This window comes from Streptomyces cathayae, assembly GCF_029760955.1.
Classification (GTDB): Bacteria; Actinomycetota; Actinomycetes; order Streptomycetales; family Streptomycetaceae; genus Streptomyces; species Streptomyces cathayae.
In genome coordinates this window covers 1,695,153-1,711,795 of sequence record NZ_CP121682.1, presented here as the reverse complement: position 1 = coordinate 1,711,795, position 16,643 = coordinate 1,695,153, and the positions used below count along the sequence as shown (strand labels likewise).

The window sequence follows — 16,643 nt, the reverse complement described above, 5'->3', positions numbered from 1 at the left end:
ATTGGATCGACGGATGACTTCTACCGTGAAGAGCAGCAGGTCCAGGACGAGGCACACCGGCGCGGCGCTCGTCGCGCTCAGCGCCGCGACGGCGCTGCTCGCGGGCTGTTCGTCCGGCGACACCTCCGGCAATCCCCTCGAGGAGGAGAAGGCGGAGGCCGGCACCGTCGTCGTCGGCTCCAACAACTTCGCCGAGAGCACCCTGCTCGCCGACATCTACGGCGAGGCGCTGAGGGCCAAGGGCCTCGAGGTCACCTACAAGCACAACATCGGCAGCCGGGAGACGAGCTACGGCCTGCTGAAAAACGGTTCCGTCACCGTCCTGCCCGAGTACAACGGCTCCCTGCTCGCCTACCTCGACCCCGAGGCCGGACAGGAGTCCGCCGACGCCGTCAACGACGCCGTCAAGGCCAAGCTCGACAAGAAGCTGACGCTGCTGGACCCGTCGCCGGCCGAGAACAAGGACTCGGTCAGCGTCAACGCCCTGACGGCGAAGAAGTACGGTCTCACGGCGTCGTCCACCCTCGCCGAACTCAAGGACGTCGCACCGGAGATGGTGATCGGCGGCTCGCCCGAGTTCCAGACCCGGCAACAGGGCCTGAAGGGCCTGGAGTCCGTCTACGGGTTGAAGTTCAAGTCCTTCAAGGCGCTCGACGCGGGGGGCCCGCTCACCCAGGCCGCGCTCACCGGCAACGAGGTCCAGGCCGCGGACGTCTTCACCACGGACCCGGCCATCGTCAAGGAGAAGTTCGTCGTCCTGAAGGACCCGGAGAACCTCTTCGGCTTCGCCAACGTGACCCCGCTGGTCCACAAGGACGCCCTCCCCCAGGAGGGCGTCGACGCGCTCAACGCGGTCTCCGCCGAGCTGGACACCGAGACCCTGCTCGACCTCGACACCCAGGTCCAGTCGGAGAAGAAGGACCCGCTGGACGTGGCGAAGGCCTGGCTGAAGTCGGCCGGACTGGACTGACCCCGCGCGGGGGTGCGGTGAACGGGCCGCACCCCCGCACCGTTCACCGTTCCTGAGCCGCCGCTGAGATCAGCCGGTCGAGCAGAGCGATCAGTACGTCCCTGGACGACTCGCGCTCCCGTGCGTCGCAGAGCAGCACGGGCACACCCTCCGGCAGGGTCAGCGAATCCCGGATGTCCTCGACCGGGTAGGGGTGCTTCCCGTGGAAGCCGTTCGCGGCGATGACGAACGGGATGCCCCGGCGCTCGAAGAAGTCGATCGCGGCGAAACTGGACTCGGGTCTGCGCACATCGAGCAGGACCACCGCGCCGAGCGCGCCGAGCGCCAGGTCGTTCCACATGAACCAGAACCGCTGCTGGCCCGGCGTACCGAAGAGGTACAGCACCAGGTCGTCGGAGACGGTGATCCGGCCGAAGTCCAGCGCCACCGTGGTGTCACGTTTCTCCTCGATGCCCTCGAGGTCGTCGACGTCCAGGCCCGCCATGGTCAGCGGCTCCTCGGTGCGCAGCGGGGCGATCTCGCTGACCGAGCCGACCATGGTGGTCTTGCCCACGCCGAAGCCCCCGGCGATCAGGATCTTGACCGTGTCGGGTGCCGGACGCCCGGCAGGTGCCCGAGCGGTGGTGTCAGAGCCGGCCAAGTCCGTCCCTCACTTTCTGCAGCAGATCCAGGTCCGGGGCGGTGCGGGTGACGTGGTGGGGCGGGCGGACCGTGATCCGGCCCGCCTCCAGCAGGTCGCAGAGCATGATGACGATCACGCTCATCGGGAGGTCGAGGCGGGCGGCGATCTCCGCCACCGCGACGGGCTCCGCGCACAGCCGCAGGATGCGGGTGTGCTCGGGCTGCGGCCGGGCGGCCGCCTCGGGCTGCGGATCGACCGCCGTCACCGTCGTGATGAGCGTGAAGTCGGCGCGGCTGGGCCGCGTCCGGCCACCGGTCAGGGTGAACGGTCGGACGAGCCGGCCCGCGACATCGCCTCCGCCCACCTCACGCGCCGGAGTCGGTGGCGGGGCCTGCGGTGCCCCGGGGCGCCGCGCTGAGGTGCTCGCCGATCTTCTTCACCAGCATGTTCATCTGGTAGGCGACCACACCGACGTCCGCGCCCGGCCCGGTCAGCACCACGAGGTGGGCGCCCGGACCGGCCGAGGTGAGGATCAGGTAGCTGTTGGCCATCTCGATGAGCGCCTGGCGCACCGGGCCGCCGCGGAAGTCCATGCTGACGCCCTTGCTGAGGCTCATCAGCCCGGACGCGGTGGCCGCCAGACGCTCCGCGTCGTCGCGCAGGAACCCGGTGGACTTGCTGACCACCAGACCGTCCTCGGACAGCACCACGGCCTGGTTCACCTCGGCGACCCGCTCCACGAGTCCGGTGAGCAGCTGGTCGAGCTGGGTGTGAGTGGCGGGTACGGGGCGTGTCATCTCTGTGTTCCTTCGTCGACGTTCAGCGGTCGGAGGGCGGATTCGGGAGCTCTCGGGAGCCGGCGGGGGCCCCGGAGGAGGCCGCCGTGTCGGTGGCGGCGGACGGCGGCACGGCGGCGTCGTCGGTACGGGGGGCGCCGGCCCGGGGGTCGCCGCCGTTCGCACGTGCCCGGGACGTGCCGCGCTGGAAACCGCCGAGGGAGGCGGCCGCGTGTTCCGCCGTGAAGTCCCCGGAGTCGTGCTCGGCGATGGGCGCCGCCACCTCCTCCCGCAGTTCGGCGGCCAGGCTGGTCTGCGGCACCCGGCGGGGGAGCGGGGTGAGTTTTCCGGGCCCGGGCGCGGCGGTGGCCGCGACTGTCTCGCTCGTCTCGGCCGTGTCGGCCGCTTCGGCGGCATCGGTCGCGGGGGGCCGGGCGTCCGCAGTGTTCTCGGGCTCCGGAGCGTCCGTGGCGTCCGTGGAGTCCGCCGTGTCCGTGGTGCCGGTGGTGGCCGCCCGGTCCGGGCCGGCCGCCGTGCGGTGTCCGTTCCCCACGACGGCGGGGGCGGCCTCGGCCCCGTGCGGCGCGTCGCACACCACGATGGTGTGCGGGAGCAGCACGATCGCCGTCGTCCCGCCGTACGGCGACGGGCGCAGGGTGACGGCGATGCCGTGCCGGTGGGCCAGCTGGGAGATCACGAACATGCCGAGCCGCAGGTCGTCGGCGAGGGCCACCACGTCGAACTGCGGGGGCTTGGCCAACTGGGCGTTCATCGAGGCGTAGTCGTCCTCGGACATGCCGAGTCCCCGGTCCTCGACCTCGACGGCGAGGCCCTTGGCCACCATCGCGGCACGCACCCCGACGGGACTCGGGGCGGGCGAGTACGCCGTCGCGTTGTCGATCAGCTCGGCCAGCAGGTGGATGACGTCGGCCACCGCGGGCGGAGCCAGCGCCACCTCCTCGTCGGTGTGCACCTCCACGCGCTGGTACTCGGCGACCTCACCGACGGCGCTGCGCAGGATGTCGATCAACGCGACCGGTTCGCTCCACGAACGGCCGGGCCGCTCACCGCTGACGATGACCAGGTTCTCCTCGTAGCGGCGCAACTGACTCGCCGTGGAGTCCAGTTCGTACAGTCCCTTGAGGACCTCGGGATCGGTGTGCCGGCGTTCCAGCGCGTCGAGCTTGCTGAGCTGGAGGTTGACGAGGTTCTGGCTCTGCCGTGCGATGCCCAGGATGATCTTCTGGAACCCGCGCCGGGTGTCCGCGAGTTCGACCGCCGTGTGCACCGCGGTGCGCTGCGCGGTGTTGAACGCCTGGGCGACCTGGCCGAGTTCGTCGTGGCCGTAGTCCAGCGCAGTGGTCGCCGACTCGGCGTCGACCCGCTCGCCCCGCTCCAGCCGGGCCACCACGTCGGGCAGCCGCTCCTCGGCCAGGCTGAGGGTGGCCATCCGCAGGCCGTGCAGCCGGCGGGACAGCGAGTGGGTGATCCGCCACGACATGCCGACGCACAGCAGCAGGGCGAGCAGCCCGCCGGCGCTGAGCGCCGCCGCGGTCAGCAGCAGACCGCGGGCCTCGGCGGCGCTGCGGGTGAGCAGCGCGTCGGTCTGCTGCCGGATCAGGGTGGCGTACTGCGGTGTGATCTTGGTCAGGGCCGCGTCCCACTGCTTCTGCGCGTCCGGCAGGCCGGCCGTGCCCTTCGCGGTGGGGTGGACGGCGAGGACCTCGTTCTCGATCTCCTGCAGGGTGCTCCACTGAGGGCTGTGCAGGATCTTCTCGGTCTGCGTCTTGGTGTCGCCGCGCAGGGACGGCACGATCTGGTCCTTGACCAGCCAGCGGCGGGTGGCGACCGTCCCCGCGAAGGCGGACCAGGACGGCTCGTCGAGTTCCCCGGACGGCCAGGCCAGGGTGAGCCGCGCGTCCTCCTGGGACACCAGTTCCGCCGCGTGCTCCAGCGAGACCAACGGCCTGGCCTGCGAGGTCAGATCGCCGTCGTCGACCTGCGACAGCTCCTGAAAGGCGTGGATCTGGTCGTCGATGATCGAGGTGTACTGGTCGAGCGCCTGCTCGGCGGTGATGTCGCTCGGCCTGTCCACCTGGCCCCGGTAGTACTCGAGGCTGCCCACCGAACCGAGCACCGAGTACAGCCGCTCCGACACACGGGCCGGCGCCTCGGCGATCGCGTCGGCCTGCCCGACCAGCTTCGCCACCGCCACGTCCGTCTTCTCGCGCTGCGCCTCGAGGGCGGCCCGGGACGTCTTGGGCGAGACCAGCCAGGCCGCGGACAGTCTCCGCTCCTGCTGCAACGCGAGGGTCGCCTCGGTACCCATCGCACCGGTCGACCGGCTCAGCTCCGTCTGCGCGCGGAGCTGAAGCCCCTCCGAGAACATCCGGATCGTCGTCACACCCCACATGGCGGCGAGGGTGACGCTGGGCACCAGAGCCAGCAGGACCAGCGAGAGACGTATGGAGCCGAGACGGCGCCGGGCACCTGTCCGTGGAGACATCGTCGTCCTAGAGCGGTCGGATCAGCGGGGATTGCGGGCGCGGAACAGTCGGGAACGGGCTGTGGACGGGCGGGCCGGACGCAGGTCCGGTCACTCCCGGGTGATGTGCGGGAGGTTGTCCGCACACGTGACCGTACAGCCCGTGCGTAACCGAGTTCCTGGGTACGTCCTCACCGGATGCGACCGTCACCGGGTTCCGTTGGCGGCGAACTCGGCGACCGAGGCGGCGTTGGACTTCGTGACGAACGCCGGGCCGGTGAGCACGGGAGACACCCCGCCGCCGCTGATGTTGCCGTTGGTCCGGTACAACCACAGCGCGTCCACGGCGAGATAGCCCTGGAGGTAGGGCTGCTGGTCGACGGCGAACCGGATGTCGCCCCGGCGGACGGCGTCCACCAGGTCCTTGTTGAGATCGAAGGTGGCGACGTGCGCCCCGGTGTCCGCCTTCTTGGCGGCGTCGGCCGCGATGAGGGCCTGCTGCGCGCCGTTGGCGACCACCTCGTCGATGGTCGGGTCCTGGCGCAGCCGGGCGGTGACGATGCCGGAGACGGCGCGTTCGTCGGTGCCGTCCACGTAGAGGTTCTCGGTCTCCCCGTCGAACGTCTTGCGCATGCCGGCGCAGCGCGCCTCCAGCCCGACGTTGCCCCGCTCGTGGATGACGCAGAGGGCGTGCTCGGCCTTCAGTTCGTTCAGCTTGTTGCCGACGGCCTGGCCCGCGACGCCGTCGTCCTGGCCGAAGTACTCCAGCAGCCCCGTCGACTTCCAGGCGCCGATACCGGAGTTGAGCCCGACCACGGGGATGCCCGCCTCGCGCGCCTCCTTCACCGCGCCCTTCATCGCCTGCGGTTTGGCCAGGGTGAGGGCGATGCCGTCCACCTTGTCGCGGACCGCGTCGCGCACCAGCTCGGCCTGGCCCTCCGGGTCCGCGTCGCTCACATAGGTGAGGTCGATGCCGTCCTTCGCCGCGGCGGCCTCGGCGCCCTTGCGCACCCTGTCCCAGAAGGCGTCCCCCTCGCCGCCGTGCGTCACCATCACGACCCTCGTCCCGCCACCGGCCGCACCCGCGCTCCCGGAGTCCGAGGAGTCGCCGGCCGCGTCGAAGGCGGAGCAGCCGGTCACCAGCAGACCGACGGCTGCCGCGAGCACGGCCGGGCGGACGGGCCGTCTCGGGAAACCGTGGGACGGGGGACGAGTGTTCATGAGGGAGCGGACCTCGCTGTACGGCCGAGCAAGTGAGGAGACGGAAGCAGGGGCGGAGCCGCGGGGTTTTACGCCGACCGGGTGACTCTCGCTGGCCGGAGCCAATCGCGTCGCACCACCGGTAGTCAAGTGAGGGACCACGTGAAGTGAGACGCCGCTGCCGCATTGTGATGAACGGTGAGTTCCGAGGTGGCAGGGGTGGCCGCCCACCGTCCGGCCGCCAACCGCACGGCCGGTACGGAACCCGAACAGGCCCGTCCGGCAGGTGCGGACGGACTTGATCCGGATCAACCCCGAAGGGTTTCCGGGGTGTTGGCGGGAAACGGCGACACGGTGCGACGAGTTCCGTCCGGATCCGCCCGCCGTTCTCCTGTGCCGACGCGGCTGCCACACTCAGATACCGGGCGTGCTGTTTTCTTTCGGCGTCCGGGATGGAATTGCCCGATGTGTGCCGCACCGCGGGACGAACCGCTGAACGAGCACCGTCGCAGGGTGAGTTATCGTGTACGCGGGGTAAAAACAAACGGCATGACCCGTTCCTTTCCGGCTCAGGAGTTCAGTCGATGGCGAGGCAGGTACGCGCCGAGCAGACCCGCGCGACGATCATCACGGCCGCCGCCGATCTGTTCGACCGGCAGGGGTACGAGTCGACGAGTCTCAGCGACATCGTCGAGCACGCCCACGTCACCAAGGGAGCCCTGTACTTCCACTTCGCGGCGAAGGAGGACCTGGCCCACGCGATCCTGGAGCTCCAGTCCGCCACCTGCCGCCGGCTGGCCAGGGACACCGAGACCCGCGGCCACACCTCCCTGGAGGCGCTGATGCGTCTCACCTTCTGCATAGCCCGCCTGTCGGCCGAGGACCCCGTGCTGCGGGCGGGGCTCCGGCTCGCCACCGGGGGCACCCGGCCGCGCCCTCCGCTCAGTCACCCCTTCGCCGAGTGGATGGACATCGTCACCGCGCGGCTCCTCGGCGCGGTCAAGGAGGCCGACGTCCACCCGGAGGTCGACATCGAGGTCGTGGCCCACTCCCTCGTCTGCTTCTTCATCGGCACCCGGGTCGTGGGCCGGTCCCGGGAACCCGTCGCCCGGCAGCCCCGCCGCACCGCGGAGATGTGGCAGATCCTCATCAGGGGCCTGGTGCCGGTGACCCGCAGGGCGCGCTATCTCAGCCTGGCCGCACGGCTGGAGCGGGAGATCGCCCCGGTGTGACCCGCCCGGCCGCCCCTGCCGCCGGTGCGGTCGCTCCCGCCCGTGCGGCCGGTCACGCCGGCCGGCGCCGCGCGTTACGGTGAGCCGCATGCCCGACACCCCCACCGCCCCCGTGCTCCTCGGCAACCGGCCCGGCTCGTTCCCGCACGGCGTGCTCGCCGAGCGGCACCCCGCGATCATCCGGCAGGTGCGCGACGCCTTCCCCTACGAGCCCGCGCAGCGACACGCGCTCGACGCACTGCTGACCCACTGCACCGAAGGCACGATCGAGGCCCTCCCCGCCGACGCCCACGACCGGGACCGCTGGACGGCCTGGGGGATGGACACATACGCCGGACAGTCCTGGTACGACGTGCCCTGGCTGTGGTCCGAGAGCTGGTTCTACCGTCAACTGCTGCGAGCGGTGGGTTACTTCGGCCCCGGCCCCTGGCAGGGCATCGACCCCTTCCGCCCCTCCAAGCTCGCCGAACTCGACTCGCCCGAGACCGACGAGGAACTCGCCGCGCTCGACGACCTCGCCGGACGGCCCGCGGACGAACGGGGCCGGGCCCTGCTGCACGGCTCCCTCTGGGGAAACCGCGCCGACCTCGGCTTCCGGCTGTCCGCCGAGGGAACCGACCTCGGGGCGGCCGTTCCCGCGCTGGTGGCCGACGACAGCGAGCGCCTGTGGTCGCTGCTGGACCCCTCCCGCGCGGGCCAGGCGGGCACCCTGGTGCTGGTCGCCGACAACGCCGGCCGCGAACTCGTCCCCGATCTGCTGCTCATCGACCACCTGCTGGCCCACGGGCACATCGGCCGGGCGGTGCTGCACATCAAGCCGTACCCGTACTACGTCTCCGACGCCACCACCGCCGACGTCGTCGACGCGCTGCGCCGGCTGACCGACGCCGGGGCGGCGGCGGCCGGACACGGGCGACGGCTCCGGGACGCCCTCGCCGACGGACGGCTCGCCCTGCGCGCGCACCCCTTCTCCTGCTCCCCGCTGCCCTACGAGGAGATGCCGGACGACCTCCGCGCCGACTTCGCCCGGGCCGCCGTCACCATCGTCAAGGGGGACCTCAACTACCGTCGGCTGGTGGGCGACCGGCAGTGGCCGCCGACCACGCCGTTCGCGGAGGTCACCGGGTACTTCCCGGGACCGGTCGCCGCCCTGCGCACCCTGAAGTCCGACGTCGTCACCGGCCTGGCACCCGGTACGGAGGAGGCGCTGGTCGCGGCCGAGGAGCAACGCTGGCGCACCAGCGGCACCCATGCGCTGATCCAGGTGCGGACATAGCGCGCCGAAACCCTTTTTCGGCGGATCGGCGAGGTTTCACGCGATGGTGTGATCATGGTCGGGCCGGTGGATGCCGCCACGGGCCCACGGGTAGTGCCCGGCCATGTCCTCAGTGCCCGCAGCAGCTTCAGCGTCCGCAGTGTCCTCGGTGTCCGCAGTGTCCTCGGTGTCCTCGGTGTCCTCGGTGGCTCCAGCGAACCAGCCGTTCGAACTTCCGCACTTCTACCTGCCGCACCCCGCGCGGCTGAACCCGCATCTCGACCAGGCCCGCGCCCACTCGTCGGTGTGGGCGTGCGAGATGGGCATGCTGGAGGGATCCGGGGTCTGGAACCAGGCCGACCTCGACGCGCACGACTACGGCCTGCTCTGCGCCTACACCCATCCCGACTGCGACGGGCCCGCCCTCTCCCTCATCACCGACTGGTACGTGTGGGTCTTCTTCTTCGACGACCACTTCCTGGAACTGTTCAAACGCAGTCAGGACCGGGAGGGCGGCAAGGCCCACCTGGACCGGCTGCCGCTGTTCATGCCGCTGGACCCCGCGACCCCGGTCCCCCGGCCGCAGAACCCGGTCGAGGCGGGCCTCGCCGACCTGTGGGCGCGCACGGTACCCGCGATGTCCCAGGACTGGCGCGCCCGGTTCGCCCTCGCCACCGAGCACCTCCTCAACGAGTCGCTGTGGGAGCTGTCCAACATCAACGAGGGGCGGATCGCCAACCCCGTCGAGTACATCGAGATGCGCCGCAAGGTGGGCGGTGCCCCCTGGTCGGCGGGGCTCGTCGAGTACGCGACGGCCGAAGTGCCCACCGCCGTCGCCGGAACCAGGCCGCTGCGGGTGCTGATGGAGACGTTCTCCGACGCCGTGCACCTGCGCAACGACCTGTTCTCCTACCAGCGTGAGGTCGAGGACGAGGGGGAGAACAGCAACGGCGTGCTCGTCCTGGAGACCTTCTTCGGCTGCACCACGCAGGAGGCCGCCGACACCGTCAACGACATCCTCACCTCGCGGCTGCACCAGTTCGAGCACACCGCGTTCACCGAAGTGCCCGCGGTCGCCCTGGAGCAGGGCCTCGCCCCGCACGAGACCGCGGCCGTGGCGGCGTACGCGAAGGGGCTGCAGGACTGGCAGTCCGGCGGTCACGAATGGCACCTGCGCTCCAGCCGGTACATGAACGAGGGCGCGCGGCGGACCGGCCCGTGGGCGGGCCCGACCGGGCCCGGCACCTCGGCCGCCGACGTGCGGGGGCTGCTCGCCGCCGCGGGGACGGCGAGGCTGCGGGCCCACACCCATGTGCCGTACCAGAAGGTCGGTCCGTCCTTGATCCCCGACCTGCGGATGCCGTTCCCGCTGGAGCTCAGCCCGCACCTCGCCGCCTCCCGGAGCACCCTCGCCGACTGGTGCCGGCGGACGGGCATCCTCGCCGAAGGCGTGTGGGACGAGGACAAACTCGCCGCCTACGACCTCGCGCTGTGCTCGGCCGGACTCGACCCGGACGCCACTGCCGAGGCGCTCGACCTCAGCGCCCAGTGGCTCGCCTGGGGCACGTACGGCGACGACTACTACCCGCTGGTTTACGGACACCGCCGCGACCTGGCCGCCGCGCGGCTGACCACGGCACGCCTGTCGGACTGCATGCCGGTCGACGGCGAGCCGGTGCCCCCGGCGGCCAACGCCATGGAGCGGGCCCTGGCCGACCTGTGGGCGCGCACCACGGCGGCCATGACGCCCGGGGAGCGGGCCGTCCTGAAGAAGGCCGTGAACGACATGACCGAGAGCTGGCTGTGGGAACTGGCCAACCAGATGCTGCACCGCGTGCCCGACCCGGTCGACTACCTGGAGATGCGCCGGCGGACCTTCGGCTCCGACCTCACGCTCGGCCTGTGCCGGATGGGCCACGGCCCCGCAGTCCCGCCCGAGGTCTACCGCAGCGGCCCGGTCCGCTCCCTGGAGAACGCGGCCATCGACTACGCCTGCCTGCTGAACGACGTCTTCTCGTACCAGAAGGAGATCGAGTACGAGGGCGAGATCCACAACGCGATCCTCGTCGTGCAGACCTTCTTCGGCTGCGACTACCCGAGGGCCCTCGGCATCGTCCACGACCTGATGAGCCGCCGTCTGGACCAGTTCGAGCATGTCGTGGAGCACGAACTCCCCGTGCTGTACGAGGACTTCGAGCTCACTGCGGAGGCCCGTGCGATCATGCGGGACTATGTGCTGGACCTGCGGAACTGGCTGGCGGGCATCCTGAACTGGCACCGGAGCGTGGACCGCTACAAGGACGAGTGGCTCTCGGGCCGGGCCCACGGCTTCCTGCCGGACCGCACACCCCCGCTGCCCGTGCCTTCCCTCTCCTGAGAGGGGAGCGGGCGACACGACCGGCCGGCCGCGGCGGACCGGCTCGCGCGGCCCCCGTCCGCCGGGCAGGATGCTGCCCATGACCGTGCGTAGCCACATGTGGCCGTATGCAGCCGCACGCAGTCGCGCACGGCCCACAGGTACACCCCGGGAGGCCAGGATGACCGGCAGTACGCTCGCTCCCCTCACCGCCGAGGGCTCCGCCGCCCCTGTGGAGGGTGTACGGAAAGCGGTCATAGTGGACTGAGTGGCCCCAGACGTCCCGCACCGTCCATCGAACGACACCAGGCGCGACCATGACCCAGGCACCGACACCCACCGCGGACACCGTCCGCCGACTGGTCCGTACCCTCCTGAAGCACGAGGGGGGAGGCGCGGACACCGCCGCCGGGCCGGACGGAGTGGACGTGCGGCCCGCCGGCGAGGGCGCCGACCCCGCCACCTGGTGGGTCGGCACCCGTCATGTGCTGCGGCTGGCCCCCGACCGGGCGGCGAGCACCCGCAGGCGCCGTGAGCTGCGGCTGCGCGAACTCGTCCGGCCGCACGTCCCGGTCGCGGTGCCGTCGAGCACGGCGCACGGCGAGTGGGCGCCCGGCCTGGTCTACACCCTGGACACCAGGCTGTCCGGCGGGTCGGCGGAGAGGCACCGGGTGTCCGCCGGGGGCGAGGCCGACCTGGCCGCGCTGCTCACCGGGCTGCGCGAGGTGCCGGTGCGGCAGGCGGAGACGCTGGGCGTGCCGCGGGTCCCCCCTCGCTCCCTGGAGTCCCTGCGCCGGGCCGCCGGACAGGCCGCCGAACGGCTCACCGAGGCCGACGAGTTCGCCTCCGGCCGGCTGCGGCAGCTCACCCCCTCCGCCACCGCCCAGCTCATCGCCCAGCCCGCCTCGGCGGTCCTCGTCCACCACGCCCTCACCGGCGCGCATCTCGTGGTCAGCACCGAAGGCCGGGTACGCGGCGTCCTCGGCTGGGCGGAAGCGGTGATCGGCGACCCCGCCGAGGACATCGCCGGTCTGGCGTGCGCCGTGGGCTCCCCGGCCGCCGTACGCGCCGCCACCCTCGCCGGCTACGGCGCCCGCCCTTGTCTGCGCGGGCTCTGGCTGGCCCGCTGCGACAGCGTCCTGCGCCTCGCCGAGGCGCTCGGCGGCCGGGGCACCGACCCGCTGCCGCTGCTGCGGATCCGGCTGCGCCGGGCCTGGGAGGCGATCCTCCTGGAGCGGGTGACGGACCTCCGCGGCACCGACGACATGCCCTAGATCTGCGGCACCGACGACATGCCCTAGAGAGGTGCCCCGGAGACACGCCCGGCCGCCGGGGCCCGACGGCCCGGAGCCCCGACACCCCGACGCCCCGGCCTCAGTCCTGCAGCAGTACCACCGCGGACTCGCCGGGCAGGCGCAGCACCCCGTCGGCACCCGGTACGTCGACCGGTTCCCAGGCGGCGAGCACGCGCGCGCGGGGGACACCCAGCGCGATCGGGACCGGTTCGCCGCCCAGGTTCACGGCCACCAGCACGTCCCCGCGCCGGAAGGCCAGCCAGCGCCGCTCCTCGTCGTACACCACCCTGGTGTCGGCGAGGTCGGGGTCGGTGAGGTCCGGCTGAGCGTGCCGCAGGGCGACGAGCTGCCGGTACCAGGCCAGCACGCGCGCGTGCGGCTCGCGCTCCGGTTCCGACCAGTCGAGGCATGAGCGGTCCCGGGTGGCGGGGTCCTGCGGGTCGGGGACGTCCTCCTCGGCCCAGCCGTGCGCCGCGAACTCCCGGCGCCTGCCGTCGCGCACCGCCGTGGCGAGCTCGGCGTCGGTGTGGTCGGTGAAGAACTGCCAGGGCGTACCGGCCGCCCACTCCTCGCCCATGAACAGCATCGGTGTGAACGGGGCCGTCAGGGTCAGGGCCGCCGCGCAGGCCAGCAGACCCGGGGAGACCAGCGCGGCCAGCCGGTCCCCCCGGGCCCGGTTGCCGACCTGGTCGTGGGTCTGGCTGTAGCCGAGCAGCCGGTGCCCGGCGACCCGCGTACGGTCCAGGGGCCGGCCGTGACGCCGGCCGCGGAACGCGGAGTACGTACCGTCGTGGAAGAAACCGCCGCGGAGCGTCTTGGCGAGAGCCGCGAACGGGGCGCGCGCGAAGTCGGCGTAGTAGCCCTGCGACTCACCGGTCAGCGCGGTGTGCAGGGCGTGGTGGAAGTCGTCGTTCCACTGCGCGTGCAGCCCGTGGCCGCCCGCCGCGCGCGGGGTGATGTCCCGGGGGTCGTTCCGGTCCGACTCGGCGATCAGGAACAGCGGCCGGCCGATGTCGGCGGCCAGCGCGTCCACGGCCGCCGACAGCTCCTCGAGGAAGTGGTACGCACGGGTGTCCGCCAACGCGTGCACGGCGTCCAGGCGCAGCCCGTCGATCCGGTAGTCCCGCAGCCACGCCAGCGCGCTCTCCACGAGGTACGTCCGCACCTCGTCGGAGCCGGGCGCGTCCAGGTTGACGGCGGCGCCCCACGGGGTGTGGTGGGTGTCGGTGAAGTACGGTCCGAACCGCGGGAGGTGATTCCCCGACGGCCCCAGATGGTTGTGCACCACGTCGAGGACGACGCCCAGCCCCAGGCCGTGCGCGCGGTCGACGAACCGCTTCAACGCCTCGGGCCCGCCGTACGGCTCGTGCACCGCCCACGGCGAGACCCCCTCGTACCCCCAGCCGTGACGGCCCGGGAAGGGGCACACCGGCATCAGCTGCACATGGGTGACCCCCAGTCCGGCGAGGTGCTCCAGCCGCCCGGCGGCGGCGTCGAGGGTGCCCTCGCGGGTGTACGTGCCCACATGCAGCTCGTACAGGACGGCGCCGGGCAGCGGGCGCCCGTCCCACGCCGCGCGCCAGGCGTACGCCTCGTGGTCGACGACCGCGCTCGGCCCGTCGGGCCCCTCCGGCTGCCGTCGCGAGCGCGGATCGGGCAGCACGGGCCCGTCGTCCAGGGAGAAGCCGTACCGGGAGCCGTCACGCGCGTCGGCCTCCCCGCGCCACCACCCCTCCCGTTCCGGATCGCGCGCCAACGCGCGCGCGACGCCGTCGCACTGGAGCGTCACTCTGCCGGCCTGCGGTGCCCACACCTCGAACTGCACGGACGGTTCCCCTTCGTCTGCTCACCGTGATGTAGCCCGTCCATCGTGCTGCATGGAAGACCGATCCGCCGGAGAATGATCCTTTTGCGACGGGTGTCGCCGCCGAAGGCGCGGGAACCGCGGGGACGGCCGGGAGGGTGCTCCTCCGGTCTTCTGGACAGCCCGCCCCGTGCTGGCCGACAATCAGCAGCGTGACGTCGTCCTTCGAGTTCAACACGTACCCCGCGCGGATCTCCGACGTGGAACGGGACAAGGCGCTGAAGGTGCTGCGGGACGGCGCCGCCGTGGGGCGGCTGTCCCACGACACGTTCATCCGGCGCATGGAACTGGCCCTCGCCGCCCGGTCTCCCGAGGAACTCGCCCCGCTCACCGCCGACCTGCCCACCGAGGGCCGCTTCTCGCGCGTGCTGTTCTCCTCCGTGGAGGCGGTCTCCGGGTTCACGGTACGGCTGCGCGGGGCGTGGCGGGCCGAGCGGCTGCCGAAGCTGCTGCTGCCCCATCCGGCGACCGGCCACCCGCTGCGCATAGGACGCGATCCCGCCAACGGGCTGCGGCTCAACCACGAGACGGTCTCCCGTGTGCACGCGGAGCTCCGACGGCAGGGCGGTCTGTGGGTGCTGCGGGACCTCGGGTCGACCAACGGCACGACGGTGAACGGGCGTCGGGTCGTCGGCGCGGCCGTCGTCCGCGAGGGCGACCAGATCGGCTTCGGGCGGATGACGTACCGGCTCGCGGCGAACTGAGCGCGGTACGGCGCGACATGGCGGTTTCCGGTCGCACGATCCCGTTCGGGTGAGTTGGGCTGGGGTTTCGGCACCGTCGTGCCGATGCATCTGGAATGACGTACACCATGGACACCACGCGCACCTCAGTGAGAGCGGTACGGGGCGCGCTGCTCGCGGTGATCGCCCTCCTCGCCTGCGTCGCGCCCGCGCCCGCGCGGGCGGAGACCCGGGGTCCGGCCGCCACCGACACCTGGCTGGCCGTCGGCGTCGACCGGGGCGAGACCCGGACCGGCACGAAGCCCGGCACCATGCTCCGCTGCGACCCGCCCCAGGGCCACCCGCGCGCCGCCGACGCCTGCGCGGAACTCGCCGCGGCGGACGGACGGATCTCCGACATCCCGGCCCAGGACACCATCTGCACGATGATCTACGCCCCGGTGACCGCCCACGCGCACGGGCAGTGGCGGGGGCAGCCGGTCGAGTACACGGAGACCTTCCCGAACGCGTGCGCGATGAGGGCCCGGACCGGTTCCGTGTTCGCCCTGGACGAGGCATAGGCGAGGCGTGGGCGAGGCGTGGACAAGGGGGAGGGGGCCGGGGCGGTCCGCTCCGGCTTCCCGCTCCTCGCCGGTGCGCGCCGCCCGGTCACGCGCGGGCGTGCAGCGCCGCCGCCACGACCGTGTGGGCCTGATGCTCCACCTGGTGCTCCACGGGCACCCAGCGGGCCCGGAAGTGCACGGCGAAGGCGTCGCTCCACAACGCGACCAGCCGGTCGAGACGCGCCGCCGCGTGCGCGTCGGTCTCCCGCAGCTCCCGCAGCAGCATCGCCGCCGCCCGCAGCGGCACCCGGCGCGTGAACGCGTCCACACTGCTCACGTACGCCCTCGTGCCGTCCGCGGGCGGGGTGTGGATCAGGTCGTCGGCCAGTCCCGGTACCAGCTCCAGCCCCCAGGTGGCCGCCCGCAGCAGCGGACCGCCGGCGGCCCCGGCACCCGTCAAGGCCCCGGGCCGCGCCTCCTCGAGCACCTGCCGCACCTTCCGCGCGTCCCGCTGCAGCCGGTCCGCGAGATACCGCAGCGCCGCCGCCGGCGCCGGATGCGGGCCCGGATCGTCCACCAGGGCCGCGGCCCACATCGGCACCTCGACAACCGCCGTCAGACCGCCGTACCGGTGAGCCCGGTACCAGGTGCTGTGCCGCGCGTCGTCCGGCAGGCTCGGATACGCCGGCCCGGCCCCCGGGGCGGGCATCACCCGCACCCCGGGGCCGGACACCGGCCAGCCGGCCGCGTCCGAGGCGCCGGTCTCCACCGGAATGTGCAGCTCCGCGGCCGACTTGGCGAACGGCTCGGCGAGCCCCGGCACGTCCCTCGTCAACTGGACCCAGCTGCCGCCCAGATCGGTCCCGTGCAGTGACACCTGGAGGTAGGGCCGCAGCTCGTCGATGACCCCGGTCAGGGCCCGGGTCTCGGGCGGCAGCCGGCCGGGCGGCAGCACCGACGGCGCCCACTCCGGCTGCTCCGATCCCTGGGGGCGGAAGAAGCCCAGGTGGTAGTCGTACAGGCTGTGCGGGGGCGAGGTGCTGTGCAGGCTCGCCCCGTCGGGGTCCGCGCAGAGCAGGAAGTGCCAGGAGGTGCCGTTGCGCAGCTCGCTCTCCACCAGGACCCGCCGGGCCAGCGCGAGCAGGGTGCCCCCGCCGGCCGGTTCGTTGGCGTGGGCGCCGGCGACCACCAGCACGGCACGCCGGGCGTGGCCCACGGACAGCAGGTGCAGCGGCCGCCCCGCACGGGAGACCCCCACCTGCCGCAGGACGCTCAGACCGGGCCGCTGGACCGTCAGCGCACGGGCGGAGGAGACCAGTTCGGCCACCGTCGGATAGCGCAGCTCCGGCAGGAGACCCACCCC

Annotated in this window: 14 protein-coding genes; 7 read left to right on the top strand and 7 right to left on the bottom strand. The window is 72.5% G+C overall.

Annotated features, from left to right (window positions below):
* Positions 1-13 precede the first annotated feature (13 nt).
* Positions 14-970, top strand: coding sequence for an ABC transporter substrate-binding protein (locus PYS65_RS07665; RefSeq protein ID WP_279333045.1), 957 nt, complete (start codon positions 14-16; stop codon positions 968-970).
* Between the two features lie 43 nt (positions 971-1,013).
* Here PYS65_RS07665 and PYS65_RS07660 read toward each other — a convergent pair whose 3' ends face one another.
* From PYS65_RS07660 to PYS65_RS07640, 5 genes are all read right to left on the bottom strand, one after another.
* Positions 1,014-1,610: a GTP-binding protein gene (locus PYS65_RS07660; RefSeq protein ID WP_279333044.1), complete on the bottom strand. Its 597-nt coding sequence runs from the start codon at positions 1,608-1,610 to the stop codon at positions 1,014-1,016.
* Positions 1,597-1,956 carry a DUF742 domain-containing protein gene (locus tag PYS65_RS07655; protein ID WP_279333043.1) on the bottom strand — a complete coding sequence of 120 codons (360 nt, stop codon included), beginning with the start codon at positions 1,954-1,956 and terminating at the stop codon, positions 1,597-1,599. The genes PYS65_RS07660 and PYS65_RS07655 overlap by 14 nt, the downstream gene beginning before the upstream one ends.
* Before the next feature lies 1 nt (position 1,957).
* On the bottom strand, positions 1,958-2,389 hold the full coding sequence (locus PYS65_RS07650) for a roadblock/LC7 domain-containing protein (RefSeq protein WP_279333042.1): 432 nt from the start codon (positions 2,387-2,389) through the stop codon (positions 1,958-1,960).
* A gap of 22 nt (positions 2,390-2,411) precedes the next feature.
* The gene (locus tag PYS65_RS07645; protein ID WP_279333041.1) at positions 2,412-4,874 is read right to left on the bottom strand and encodes a sensor histidine kinase; all 2,463 of its coding nucleotides are present in this window, start codon (positions 4,872-4,874) and stop codon (positions 2,412-2,414) included.
* Between the two features lie 186 nt (positions 4,875-5,060).
* Positions 5,061-6,074: a substrate-binding domain-containing protein gene (locus PYS65_RS07640; RefSeq protein WP_279333040.1), complete on the bottom strand. Its 1,014-nt coding sequence runs from the start codon at positions 6,072-6,074 to the stop codon at positions 5,061-5,063.
* Positions 6,075-6,637: 563 nt separating this feature from the next.
* Here PYS65_RS07640 and PYS65_RS07635 point away from each other — a divergent pair.
* The 4 genes from PYS65_RS07635 (at position 6,638) to PYS65_RS07620 (ending at position 12,170) form a co-directional block, all read left to right on the top strand.
* Complete coding sequence (locus PYS65_RS07635; RefSeq protein WP_279333039.1) at positions 6,638-7,285, top strand: ScbR family autoregulator-binding transcription factor; 648 nt, start codon at positions 6,638-6,640, stop codon at positions 7,283-7,285.
* An 88-nt stretch (positions 7,286-7,373) separates the two neighbouring features.
* Entirely contained in the window at positions 7,374-8,561 is a 1,188-nt protein-coding gene (locus PYS65_RS07630) for a damage-control phosphatase ARMT1 family protein (protein WP_279333038.1), read from the top strand.
* Between the two features lie 184 nt (positions 8,562-8,745).
* Positions 8,746-10,917 (top strand): germacradienol/geosmin synthase Cyc2, encoded by a 2,172-nt coding sequence (cyc2, locus tag PYS65_RS07625; RefSeq protein WP_279333037.1) that lies wholly within the window; start codon positions 8,746-8,748, stop codon positions 10,915-10,917.
* 296 nt (positions 10,918-11,213) lie between these two features.
* Positions 11,214-12,170, top strand: coding sequence for an aminoglycoside phosphotransferase family protein (locus PYS65_RS07620; protein ID WP_279333036.1), 957 nt, complete (start codon positions 11,214-11,216; stop codon positions 12,168-12,170).
* A 100-nt stretch (positions 12,171-12,270) separates the two neighbouring features.
* Here PYS65_RS07620 and treZ read toward each other — a convergent pair whose 3' ends face one another.
* A complete protein-coding gene (treZ, locus tag PYS65_RS07615; protein WP_279333035.1) occupies positions 12,271-14,016 on the bottom strand; it encodes a malto-oligosyltrehalose trehalohydrolase in 1,746 nt (581 codons plus the stop codon).
* Positions 14,017-14,207: 191 nt separating this feature from the next.
* Here treZ and PYS65_RS07610 point away from each other — a divergent pair, with 191 nt between their 5' ends.
* A complete protein-coding gene (locus PYS65_RS07610) occupies positions 14,208-14,759 on the top strand; it encodes a DUF1707 and FHA domain-containing protein (RefSeq protein WP_279333034.1) in 552 nt (183 codons plus the stop codon).
* Positions 14,760-14,866: 107 nt separating this feature from the next.
* Positions 14,867-15,298, top strand: coding sequence for an SSI family serine proteinase inhibitor (locus PYS65_RS07605; RefSeq protein ID WP_279333033.1), 432 nt, complete (start codon positions 14,867-14,869; stop codon positions 15,296-15,298).
* 88 nt (positions 15,299-15,386) lie between these two features.
* On the opposite strand, the gene PYS65_RS07600 is transcribed toward PYS65_RS07605, so the two are convergent.
* Positions 15,387-16,640, bottom strand: a complete 1,254-nt coding sequence (locus PYS65_RS07600) for a M14 family zinc carboxypeptidase (RefSeq protein ID WP_279333032.1) — start codon at positions 16,638-16,640, stop codon at positions 15,387-15,389.
* Positions 16,641-16,643 lie beyond the last annotated feature (3 nt).